A 10,822-nucleotide genomic window follows, 5' to 3' on the forward strand; every position below is an offset into this window, starting at 1 on the left:
GATTTTGACCACAAGGATTCATCAACATATACAAATGCAACATCACAGACTGTATATGATTCCTTAGGTGGTGCACATACAATTACATACTACTTTGTAAAGGATCATGTAAATGATGGCACACCAAACCCACAGGATCCTGCAGGTGGTAACTATCCAAACGACGGTCATACAATCTGGAATGTTGTTGCTTATATGGGTGATACTCAGGTTGATATCAGTGATGGTATGAAGTTTACCGTTGATGCAGGTTCAGCTTCATCAGATCACGGTCAGGTATACTATGGTGTACAGCTTGAGTTTGGTACTGATGGTAAATTGATTAAGCAGATGGGTGATGGCGGTGATGAAATTGCAATTAACTTTACAAACAACGGCTCTGCTACATATCCTCCTGAGAATGGTGGTGCCCGTGCAGCTAATACTCTTGCAGCTGCAATGGGTGGCGGTGTTGATGATTCACAGGAAGTAAGCCTTGATCTTAACTATACACAGTATGGTAGCTCAAAGTTCTCCATCTCAAATGTTACTAATGATGGTTACTCAACAGGTTTACTTGAGAATGTTGAGGTTGATGAGTACGGCGTAGTCCTTGCAAGTTACTCAAATGGCCGCCAGGAGGCAATCGCTATGGTTGCAATGGCAAACTTCAACAACAATCAGGGCTTACAGAAGATTGGTGACACTCAGTGGAAAGAATCACTCCACTCAGGTGAAGCTCAGGCAGGTCAGGCAAAGACTGGTCTTATGGGTGCAATCAAGGGTGCAAATCTTGAGCTGTCAAACGTTGAGCTTGCAACTGAGCTTGTAGATCTAATCATTGCACAGAGATCATATCAGGCAAATGCTCAGGCACTGCAGACTCAGAATACAGCAATGGATTCAATCATGAACATCAGATAATAAATAATTAAGGTTTCTCTTTTAGATAGTTTTCCTCATTAGTTTACTAATGAGGATTTTTTTTTACTATTTTTTTACAGACAAATATCAATTTTTTGTATAATACAACGTACTTAATAATTTGATTATCATAATTAAAATTCCAGTTAAAACCATCTTATGACAAATTTCTACAGTAAATTAGACATCAGTGCTTTTGATGCCATATCACAGGCTAATCGCCTGATTGCAGGACCTGTAATTTTCCAAGCAATATACGTTCTTGCTAAACACAATATACTAAAGTTACTTTGTGAAAATAAAAATGGAATGACCATAAAGCAGATAGCTGATAAAACAGATCTAAATGAATATGCATTAGGTGTTCTTTTTGACGCTGCTCTTTCAGGACAGGTTCTTACAGTTTCAGAAGATGGTGTATATTCAATTACAAAAATTGGATATTTTATTGAAAATGATGAAATGACAAAAAATCAGCTTGGCTTTTGTAAGTATGTCTGCTACGAGGGTATGGACAAACTTGATGAGGCTCTTACAAGTGGCAAACCATCAGGTCTTTCTGTATTCAACAAAGACTGGGAAACAATTTATCCTCATTTAAAGGATTTGCCTGAAAAAGCTAAAGAATACTGGTTCAAATGGGATCATCAGTTCTCTCAGTCAGCTTTTAAAGAAGCTATAAAAATTATAGATGAAAAGTACAAGCCTGAATTAATATATGATGTTGGAGGCAATACAGGAAAGTTCTCAATCTGCGTATGTCAGAACACCAAGGATACCAAGGTAAAGATCCTTGATTTACCAAGCCAGATCCAGATGGCTCAGGAAAATATCAAGGCTCATGGTCTTGATGATAGAATCGAATTTATGGGTGTTGATCTTCTTGTGGATTATAAACTTCCTTCAGAAGCTGAAATCTGGTGGATGAGCCAGTTTTTAGATTGCTTTGCTCCTGAGCATATCTTAAGAATTCTTAAATCAATTAAAAATTCAATGAAAGATAATACAAAAGTTTGCATTCTGGAACCTATTGCTGACAGACAGAAATTTGAAGCATCAGCCTACTCTATTAATGCATTCTCCTTATACTTTACTGCAATAGCAAACGGTTATTCACGATTCTTCAGTACCAAGATGCTTACAGATCTTATCGAACAGGCAGGATTAAAGGTAGAAAAGATCTACGATGGTCTAGGTATTAGCAATTCACTGTTTATCTGCTCAAGAGCATAAGGCATGAAAATTTCATTCAATATAGATGCAATAGCATTAAGAATGCTGTCACTTAGCACTATTAATGAGCTTTTGGAAATTGACTGCAATCTTGATGATATTGATAAAAGCATCAAGAATCCAAAGCCAAAGTTCATTCCTATGATGACAGCAAGAAGACTATCTGATGGCTGTAAGCTTGCTGTTGATGCTGCTATGGAACTGACATTAGAAAACAGTATAGATGCTGTTATTTTTTCATCAGCTTCAGGAGAACTTGAGCATAATTACAAGGTATTAAAATCTACTGTTCAAAAAACAGATGTTTCACCTACAGATTTTTCAATGTCTGTTCACAATGCTGCAGTTGGAAATTATACCATTCTGTCAAAAAGAAAGATCCCTTCATCTTCTGTCAGTGCTGGTATTGATTCATTTGTAATGGCACTAACCGATGCTTATGCAATGATAAAAACAGGTGCTAAAAATGTTCTTATTTGTGACTATGATGTGACTATTCCTGAGTTTTTTAAGGTTTATCTTGATGTGGCATATCCAACATATCCACATGCTCTTGCTCTTTTGATATCTTCAGGAGATCAATTTACAGTTAAAACAGAAGATAAAACGCAAAGCACAAAGATCTCTGAATTTGCATCTGTAAAATTCATGCAGGAATATGCAAAAAGAACAAAGGAATTTTTAATTCCAGGCAGAAAACTTAATTACAGATTTATAAAGAACTCATGAAATTTATAGCAGGTCTTTACAGAGCGTTTATTTCGACACTGATGATTGGTGGTTTTGGCATTGGTGCACTTTTTATCGCTTTTATTGTGTTCAATGTCATAAGACTGTGTGTAAGAGATCGCCACTTAAGATGCAATATCTCAAGAAAGTTTACGCTTTATTCTTTCAAATTCTATCTCAAGCTTGGTTGTCTTTTAAAAATCTTTGATATTGAGATAAAAGGTCTTGAAAAAATTAAGAATGATAAAGGTGTTTTGTATATTGCAAATCATCCAAGTCTTCTTGATGTTGTAATCATGGATTCTTTTGTTAACAACGCAAACTGCGTTGTAAAGGCAAGTTTAAAGAATAATTTCTTCTTCTCAGGTGTCATTTACTGCAACGATTATCTTCTAAATTCAATCTCACCTGAGATGATGATAGAAAACTGCAGAAAGTCACTGTCATATGGAGATAATATTATTATCTTCCCTGAGGGGACAAGAACAGTTGACTTTGACCATATTAAATTCCGTCATGGTTTTGCTAGTATCGCTCTTAACTGTATGTGTGATATTAGACCTATAGTATTCAAGTTTGACGGAGTTGCATTAAGAAAAGGAAAACTTTTCTATCACACTTATCATAAAATTCTTACATATAAAATTGAAGTTCTTGATAAAATTGATATAAACGAATTTATAAAAACCAATCCTGGACATGAAAGAACTGCGCTGCCAAGAGTTCTTTCTAATGCTTTACAAAAGACAATTCAAACTAAAACGGAAAACTAAAATGGAAACACTATATACAGAAATCAAAGAGCTTATTATTGAAGCTTTAAATCTTGAAGACATCAGCACAGAAGATATCGAAACTGAAGCTCCTCTATTCATTGATGGACTAGGTCTTGATTCTATTGATGCTCTTGAGCTTGGTATGGCGATCAAGCAAAAATACGGTCTTACACTCTCATCTGACAATGAAGAGATGAAAAAGAGCTTCTACTCTGTAAAGACATTAGCTGAATACATCAACGCAAACAGATAAAAAAGGTATTGATATGGCACTTAAAACAAAAGAAGAGATTTTTAACAAAATAAAAAAAGATCTTGTTGCCCTTTTTGAACTTGATGAAGCTGATATCAGCATGGATAGCAAAATTTTTGAAGATCTTGATTTAGACAGCATTGATGCAGTTGATCTAATCGTTAAGATTCAAAAAGAAATCGGTAAGAGAATTTCTCCTGAGGATTTCAAACAGGTTCGTACAATTGGCGACGTAGTTGAAGTTCTTTATAGAATTTCAAATTCATAATATGCCAAGAATACTGCTTGGCATATTATTTACTATTATCAGCATAGCTTATCCTGTGCTGATATATACTGCAATCAAATATCATGTACTAAACTACCTGATTGTTTTTATTGCATTTGTATTTTTTATAAGATTTCTTTGTACAAGAAATGTAGACAGCACTATGGCAGTTGCAGGCAGGTACTCACTTGCATGTGCATGTCTTCTTTGTGTTTTTACGCTTGTATTTAGAAAGCTTGAACTTATGTTTTATTATCCTGTAATTGTCAATGCAATACTGTTCATTGTATTTACAGCATCAATACTAGGTAAAAGACCTATAATAACAGTTCTGGCAATGCTAAAGGAAAAAGAGCTTCCGCCTTTTGCTATTTCATATACTAGAAGACTGACTATCTTCTGGGCTGTATTCTTTGTAATAAATGGATTGATTGCACTTTATACAGCAATAATAAATGACCTTAAAGTATGGACCTTATACAACGGATTTATTTCATACATTCTTATAGGTATTATCTTTACAGCAGAATTTATACTAAGAGTCTTTTTAAAGAAAAAATATGACAACAAATAACTTTCACCAAGCTGTTTTTCTCCGCCGTTCCCCAAAAGAAGTTTTATGTGTGGACAAGGATAAGACATATCATGTATACGATCTTCAGATAGCAGTTAAAGCTTTTAGCGTATATCTGTCTATGTCTGATTTTAAGAAGATAGCTATTTATACTGATGATGCCTATTTATTTCTTGTAGCCTTCTCAGCTTGTATCTATGCAAAAAAAGAAGTGATCCTTTTAGGTTCAATGCATGTGGATTTATCAGTTGAGAATGAGTACTTTGATGCACTGATAAGTGATCGAAACTTTGATAATGCAAAGATCCCAAATTTGAATATCAAAGAGCTTATAAAGGAAATTCCTCTTCGCTCTATTGATGAGATCCCTGCAGTAAACCATGATGCTGTAATTACTAAAAAGCCAGATCCTGAAAGTAAGATTTCCTTTTTTACATCAGGATCAACTGGCAAATCAAAGAAAATTGAAAAGACTTTAAGCCAGCTTGAAAAAGATATCTTTCATCTTGAAGATCTTACAAAAGATCTAGATGAACATAAGGATCTAATCTTCATGGCAAGTGTATCACCATGCCATCTTTACGGTCTTACATTCAGAGTGCTGCTCCCATTTTTAAGATCATTTGTTTTTGATACAAGATTCTTTAAATATCATGAAGAGCTTTGCGACAACGGAGTTGGCAAGAAGGTTGTTTTTGTATCGTCACCTGCAATTTTAAAGAAGATAGACAAATCACTTAAGAGTCCAAAGATAATCTTTACTCTATCTGCAGGTGCAAGTTTGAGCAATCAAAGTGCCAAAGAATACTATGAATGGTCCTCATGTCCTATAACTGAAATCTATGGTTCAACTGAAACAAACTTCATAGGACATCGTGAGGCTAAAGGACTTTTGCAAATGTATACTCCATTTAAGGGAGTTACATTCAAAAAACAAGATGATGCTCTTTATTTACACTCACCTCTTTTAAAAGAGCCTTATTTGCTTGATGACAACATCGTTTTTGAAGGTGATAAATTCATAGTAAAAAGCAGAAAGGATAAGGTTGTAAAACTGTCAGAAAACAGAGTTTCTCTAACTCATATAGAACAGCTATCAGTTCAGATTGAATGTATTGATGATGCCGTTGCAATACCTGTTGAAAAGAACAGCAGAACTCATATTGGCGTTGTTCTTGCAACTAAGAGTGCTGACATACTCAATAGTGATGAAGAAAAAAGACATGATTTTGTAAAAAGGTACAGAGAAACACTTAAAGAACAAATTATTCCAATTGCTATTCCACGTTATATCCGTTTTGTAAAACTAATACCAGTAAACTCAATGGGTAAGAAAGTAGTAACAGAACTAATGGAAATGTTTAAATGATACTTCCTGAAAACTATTTAATTGAAAAAACTGATAGTAACGAGGCAAAAATCAGTTTTACCTTAAAAGATACACTTTTCTATCTTAAAGGACATTTCAAAGAACAGCCTTTGCTTCCCGGTGTTATACAACTAGGCTGGGCAATTCACTTTGCAAAAGAGCTGTTTTCAATAAGTACTGTTAATAATATACCTCAGGTAAAGTTCACACAGCCAATTGTTCCTTTTGATAAGGTTGTACTTAGATTAAAGCTTAACACAGAAAAGAAGAATTTTACCTTTGAATATTTTGTTGAGAACATAGATAAGGTTGCATCATCTGGCAAGGTAAAAATCAATGATTAGAACAGTTGCTATTATCCCATGCTATCGACACGATAATACTCTTTTTAATGTTATAAAAGAGGTACAAAAAAATATTTCTGATGTCATAGTAGTTGATGACGGCAATGAAAAAAGTGTTGCAGATAATATAAATGCCATCGCAAAACAGTTTGCCAATGTGATTGTACTCACTAATGAGATAAACATTGGAAAAGGTGGAAGTGTGGCAAAAGCTATTCATTTTGCAAATGTAAAAGGCTACAGCCATGCCATTCAGATTGATGCAGACGGACAGCATAATGCTGAAGATATAAAAAAAATCCTTAGACTCTGTAAAGAAAATCCAGACTGTGTTATTTCAGGCGCTCCCATTTATGATGACGATGCTCCAAGATCTAGAGTCATAGGCAGAAAAATCACCAATTTCTTTGTTCATATAGAAACACTCTCTTTTATGATTAAAGATGCAATGATTGGTTTTAGAGCCTATCCTGTTAATATTACTGATAAAATAATTACAGAGCATAACCTTAAATCAAGAATGACTTTTGATATTGAGATCCTTGTAAGATTAGCCTGGTCAGGAATAAAAGTATTATTTTTTGACACAAAAGTTGAATATCCAAAAAATGGAATTTCAAATTTTAAGGCAATTGATCAGCTAAGAATTTCATGGATGCATACAAAACTCTGTGCATATTCATTTTTAACACTGCCAGTCAGGATCTTTAAGAATGCAAGATAATAAAAACTGGAACGAACAAAAAGAATTCAAAGGAGGTTACTACGGCCTGAAGATCATGCTGTTCATATACAACTTTGGCGGCAGATATATCTTCAACTTTGTGCTGCTTATTGTCATGTTCTTTTATTATCTTATTGCAAAAAAACAAAGACAGTATTCAAGAGAATTCTTAGATTCTGTAAACACAACAAGAGAAAAAAGAGGTTTAAAGAAACTTAAGCTTTCAACCTTTGCTCATTTTATGTCATTTGGTTTTATGCTAATGGACAAACTAAAAAGCTGGCAGGGAAAGATAGTTCTTGGTAAAGATGTTTGCTACAGAGGTGACTGTGAAAATGTAATGATAAAATACAAGGATCATGGCCGATTCATAGTCTGTTCACACTTTGGTGATATTGAAGCACTAAGAGCAATATATACTAAGAATTCACCTTATATCATCAATTCAATTTTCTATACTGATAATGCAAAAAACTATAACCGTTTTTTAAAAACTTTATCACCAACTTCAAATATCAACATAATTACTACCACATCTATGGGGCCTGATACAGCTGTATTGCTTAAAGAAAAGATAGATGATAGGCAGATTGTTGCAATTGCAGCAGACAGAATACCAACAACTTATAATTCTAATCAGAATAACCGCACATGCTCGGTTGAATTTCTTGGAAGAAAGGCAAAGTTTCCTCAAGGACCATTTATTCTTGCATCAATCTTAAAATGCCCTATTATCCTGGTTTTCGGACTTAAAAATCCTATAACAAAGATTATTGATATTGTCTGTATCGATTTTTGTGAAAAACTAATTTTAGACAGAAGGGACAAGGAAGCATCTTTACAAAAGCATATACAAAGATATGCAAAAGAGCTTGAAGATCTGGTTATTGAATATCCATATCAGTGGTTTAACTTTTTTGACTTTTTCAAAGAATAAAAATGTACAAAAGAAAAGATTATATAATTGCACACAAATCAGTTTTTCCTATTTCATTCCATGACACTGATGCTATGGGTGTTGTATGGCATGGCAACTATATCAAGTTTTTTGAACTTGCAAGAGAAGCCTTCTTTTATGCTCTTGGCTATGACTATTCAAACATGAAAGAGGAAAACATCATATATCCTATCACTGAATGCAACTGCAAATACAGAAAGCCTCTTTTTGTTACAGATAAAACCATAAGCGTACTTTGCATGCTCACAGAATATGACGGCAAGGTTGAAATAAACTATGAGGTTTATGGTGGGGAGTGTAAAACACTTTGTGCATATGGTAAAACTCAACAGGTAGCTGTAGATACTAAGACAATGCAGGTGCAAATCTGCACTCCTTTAAATCTTGTACAGGCAATCGAGGAATATGAAAAGAAAAATGGCAAAAATTTTTAAAATATTTCTTTTTACTCTACTTGCTGTATGCACAAAGACTTATGCTCTGACTATTGATGAGATAAAGAATAATCTTGTCAAAGAAAGTGAAACTGAGGTTTTGTACATACAAAAAAAGCATTTAAGCGCTGCAAAAAGAATACTTGAGTCTAACGGTTACATAATCATGACAAAAAATGAGCTCTTTTATGTACAAAAAGAGCCTTTTGAACAGTGTATGGTTTTAAGCAATGACAGAATACTTGAAATTATCGATGGTGATATAAGTGAACTTACAAGAGAAAGTAATGGTGAAGTTTTTGAGATATCATCTCTTTTAATGAAGATTTTCAGTTTTCAGGGAAACTTAGGCGATTATTTTTCAAGCTATGTCAAAGGTGATCTTAAAAACTGGCAAGTGACACTTATCCCTCTTGATAAAACTATGAAGCATATCTTTTCAAAAATTCTGTTAAAAGGCGATAAAGAGTTATTAAAAATTGAAATCTACGACACAAACAGCGATCTTACAGAGCTTTTCCTATCTGATTACAGATATAAAAATATAAAAGATGAATCTGGAGTTTTAAAATACCGTGCAAAGTAGATCTGCTCATAAGGTTAATGCCCTTATTTTTCTACTTCTTATTTTTATAAGTGCTCTTATTATCGCTTTTAGAATTGATAATGTGCGCTTTGAAGCTGATATTCTCTCCTGTCTTCCAAAGGAGACAAAAAGTGGTATTGATGAATCAATCATTGATGAGTACACAAAACGAATCGACTCACAGATTGTCTTTTTAGTAAAGGACACGAAGGATAAGATAAAAGCTTATAATGCTGTAAAAGAACTGTACAATGAGCTTAAAAATGATGATATGACTGCCGATATACTAGGTTATTCAGATTCAGACAGTCAAAAACAGTTCAATGAATATATCTATAAAAACTCTCATGCAATCATATCTAATAAATTAAGAAAATCACTTGAAAAAGACAGCTATGATAAAAAAGTCCTGTCATCTTTATTTTCAGGATTTGCAGGAGTTTCATCTAATGAAATTGCATCCGATCCTCTTTTGCTTACAAGAAATGTGATAAAAGAGCTGTCAAAGGGAAATAATATCAGGATAAAAGACGGATTCTTATATATAAAATATAAAGATGATGGCTATTATTTTCTGAATGTAACAACCAAAAGCTCTGCTTTCAATCTAAAATCCACAAAGATCCTAAGTACTAAACTTACAGATCTTGTTTTGCGATTAGAAAACAATTATTCTGTTACAATTCTAAAAAGAGGAACACTTTTCTATTCTCAAAAAGCATCACAAAAGTCTGAAAATGACATATCGCTTATAGGATCATTAAGTCTTATCGGTGTATTTTCTTTAATATTCTTTGTATTCAGATCAGTAAGACCTGTAGTACTTGCACTACTATCGGTATTTACAGGTGTACTCTCAGGATTTGCCTCTGTACTGCTCTTTTTTGACAGCGTAAATATAATCCTGCTTGCAATGGCTTTAAGTATTATTGGAATTGTCTGTGACTATACAATCTATTACATGTCATTAAGACTCAGATCTCAAAGTAATCAAAGTGCATTTGATACTATAAGAATACTAAAAAAGCCTCTGTCTCTTGCTGTTGCAACAGATGCTGTAGCTTATCTTATTATTCTTTTATCGCCTATTGAACCATTAAAGCAGCTGTCTGTTTTCTGCATGGTGACAATTACAGTTTCATGCCTATTTGTACTTACAATTGAACCTTATCTTTGTCAAAGAGTAAAACGCCGTGAATTTAAAAACACAGCCATTATTGAAAAGTATTTATCTTTTGTTTCAAAAAGGAAAAACTGTCTTACTGTACTTTTACTAATCATTTTAATCTGTGCTCTTTGTGTTCCATTCACATCATTCAATAATGATCCAAAATCATTCCAGAGTATGGATGAAAAACTAAAAAGCGATGATTTACAAATTTCTCTGATTTTAAAACAGACAGAGAATACAGCTTATTTTGCAGTGCAGGCAAAAAGTGTGGATGAGCTTTTATATCAAAATGAAGTTGCAAGAAAATATTTTGATAGTCTTATAAAAGAATCAACTATCAGCTCATACAAAGCTATACCACTTAATTCAGTAAAGACTCAGATTGAGGATATCAAGAGAATTGAGAATAGATTAGATTCTGTAAAGAATACTCTTTTAAAAAACTCAATTTTTGTATCAGAGAACAATAAAGAGCTTTTACCAGTACAGCTTGATGATTT

The 10,822-nt window shown here is 33.6% G+C and carries 14 protein-coding genes; all 14 read left to right on the plus strand.

Annotation, left to right across the window (positions count from 1 at the left end):
* On the plus strand, positions 1–903 hold a 903-nt coding region (locus ACJML3_RS02240; RefSeq protein WP_406020228.1), incomplete at its 5' end, for a flagellar hook-basal body complex protein.
* A gap of 159 nt (positions 904–1,062) precedes the next feature.
* Positions 1,063–2,136, plus strand: coding sequence for a methyltransferase (locus ACJML3_RS02245; RefSeq protein ID WP_406020230.1), 1,074 nt, complete (start codon positions 1,063–1,065; stop codon positions 2,134–2,136).
* Positions 2,137–2,139: 3 nt separating this feature from the next.
* Positions 2,140–2,865: a beta-ketoacyl synthase chain length factor gene (locus ACJML3_RS02250; RefSeq protein ID WP_406020232.1), complete on the plus strand. Its 726-nt coding sequence runs from the start codon at positions 2,140–2,142 to the stop codon at positions 2,863–2,865.
* Entirely contained in the window at positions 2,862–3,638 is a 777-nt protein-coding gene (locus ACJML3_RS02255) for a lysophospholipid acyltransferase family protein (RefSeq protein WP_406020234.1), read from the plus strand. Before ACJML3_RS02250 ends, ACJML3_RS02255 begins: the two co-directional genes overlap by 4 nt.
* Position 3,639: 1 nt before the next feature.
* On the plus strand, positions 3,640–3,894 hold the full coding sequence (locus tag ACJML3_RS02260) for a phosphopantetheine-binding protein (protein ID WP_288135702.1): 255 nt from the start codon (positions 3,640–3,642) through the stop codon (positions 3,892–3,894).
* Positions 3,895–3,907: 13 nt separating this feature from the next.
* On the plus strand, positions 3,908–4,162 hold the full coding sequence (locus tag ACJML3_RS02265; protein WP_331853035.1) for an acyl carrier protein: 255 nt from the start codon (positions 3,908–3,910) through the stop codon (positions 4,160–4,162).
* Positions 4,163–4,325: 163 nt separating this feature from the next.
* Positions 4,326–4,736, plus strand: coding sequence for a hypothetical protein (locus ACJML3_RS02270; protein WP_406020236.1), 411 nt, complete (start codon positions 4,326–4,328; stop codon positions 4,734–4,736).
* Positions 4,723–6,105, plus strand: coding sequence for an AMP-binding protein (locus ACJML3_RS02275; protein ID WP_406020238.1), 1,383 nt, complete (start codon positions 4,723–4,725; stop codon positions 6,103–6,105). The genes ACJML3_RS02270 and ACJML3_RS02275 overlap by 14 nt, the downstream gene beginning before the upstream one ends.
* Positions 6,102–6,449, plus strand: a complete 348-nt coding sequence (locus tag ACJML3_RS02280) for a hypothetical protein (RefSeq protein ID WP_288136151.1) — start codon at positions 6,102–6,104, stop codon at positions 6,447–6,449. The genes ACJML3_RS02275 and ACJML3_RS02280 overlap by 4 nt, the downstream gene beginning before the upstream one ends.
* On the plus strand, positions 6,442–7,173 hold the full coding sequence (locus tag ACJML3_RS02285) for a glycosyltransferase family 2 protein (protein WP_331853032.1): 732 nt from the start codon (positions 6,442–6,444) through the stop codon (positions 7,171–7,173). Before ACJML3_RS02280 ends, ACJML3_RS02285 begins: the two co-directional genes overlap by 8 nt.
* Positions 7,163–8,110: a hypothetical protein gene (locus ACJML3_RS02290; RefSeq protein WP_406020241.1), complete on the plus strand. Its 948-nt coding sequence runs from the start codon at positions 7,163–7,165 to the stop codon at positions 8,108–8,110. The genes ACJML3_RS02285 and ACJML3_RS02290 overlap by 11 nt, the downstream gene beginning before the upstream one ends.
* A gap of 2 nt (positions 8,111–8,112) precedes the next feature.
* A complete protein-coding gene (locus ACJML3_RS02295) occupies positions 8,113–8,565 on the plus strand; it encodes a thioesterase family protein (RefSeq protein WP_288136148.1) in 453 nt (150 codons plus the stop codon).
* Positions 8,549–9,151 (plus strand): outer membrane lipoprotein carrier protein LolA, encoded by a 603-nt coding sequence (locus tag ACJML3_RS02300; RefSeq protein WP_406020243.1) that lies wholly within the window; start codon positions 8,549–8,551, stop codon positions 9,149–9,151. The genes ACJML3_RS02295 and ACJML3_RS02300 overlap by 17 nt, the downstream gene beginning before the upstream one ends.
* A partial coding sequence (locus ACJML3_RS02305) for an MMPL family transporter (RefSeq protein WP_406020245.1) occupies positions 9,141–10,822 on the plus strand: 1,682 nt, incomplete at its 3' end. The genes ACJML3_RS02300 and ACJML3_RS02305, both read left to right, overlap by 11 nt.

The organism is Succinivibrio sp. (genome assembly GCF_045124615.1).
Taxonomy (GTDB): Bacteria; Pseudomonadota; Gammaproteobacteria; order Enterobacterales; family Succinivibrionaceae; genus Succinivibrio; species Succinivibrio faecicola.

Bases quoted from the DNA above. Each gene is read 5' to 3' on its own strand.
- ACJML3_RS02280 (WP_288136151.1), top strand. From the start codon at position 6,102: ATGATACTTCCTGAAAACTATTTAATTGAAAAAACTGATAGTAACGAG.
- ACJML3_RS02265 (WP_331853035.1), top strand. From the start codon at position 3,908: ATGGCACTTAAAACAAAAGAAGAGATTTTTAACAAAATAAAAAAAGAT.
- ACJML3_RS02255 (WP_406020234.1), top strand. From the start codon at position 2,862: ATGAAATTTATAGCAGGTCTTTACAGAGCGTTTATTTCGACACTGATG.
- ACJML3_RS02285 (WP_331853032.1), top strand. From the start codon at position 6,442: ATGATTAGAACAGTTGCTATTATCCCATGCTATCGACACGATAATACT.
- ACJML3_RS02290 (WP_406020241.1), top strand. From the start codon at position 7,163: ATGCAAGATAATAAAAACTGGAACGAACAAAAAGAATTCAAAGGAGGT.
- ACJML3_RS02260 (WP_288135702.1), top strand. From the start codon at position 3,640: ATGGAAACACTATATACAGAAATCAAAGAGCTTATTATTGAAGCTTTA.
- ACJML3_RS02245 (WP_406020230.1), top strand. From the start codon at position 1,063: ATGACAAATTTCTACAGTAAATTAGACATCAGTGCTTTTGATGCCATA.
- ACJML3_RS02300 (WP_406020243.1), top strand. From the start codon at position 8,549: ATGGCAAAAATTTTTAAAATATTTCTTTTTACTCTACTTGCTGTATGC.
- ACJML3_RS02270 (WP_406020236.1), top strand. From the start codon at position 4,326: ATGGCAGTTGCAGGCAGGTACTCACTTGCATGTGCATGTCTTCTTTGT.
- ACJML3_RS02275 (WP_406020238.1), top strand. From the start codon at position 4,723: ATGACAACAAATAACTTTCACCAAGCTGTTTTTCTCCGCCGTTCCCCA.
- ACJML3_RS02250 (WP_406020232.1), top strand. From the start codon at position 2,140: ATGAAAATTTCATTCAATATAGATGCAATAGCATTAAGAATGCTGTCA.
- ACJML3_RS02295 (WP_288136148.1), top strand. From the start codon at position 8,113: ATGTACAAAAGAAAAGATTATATAATTGCACACAAATCAGTTTTTCCT.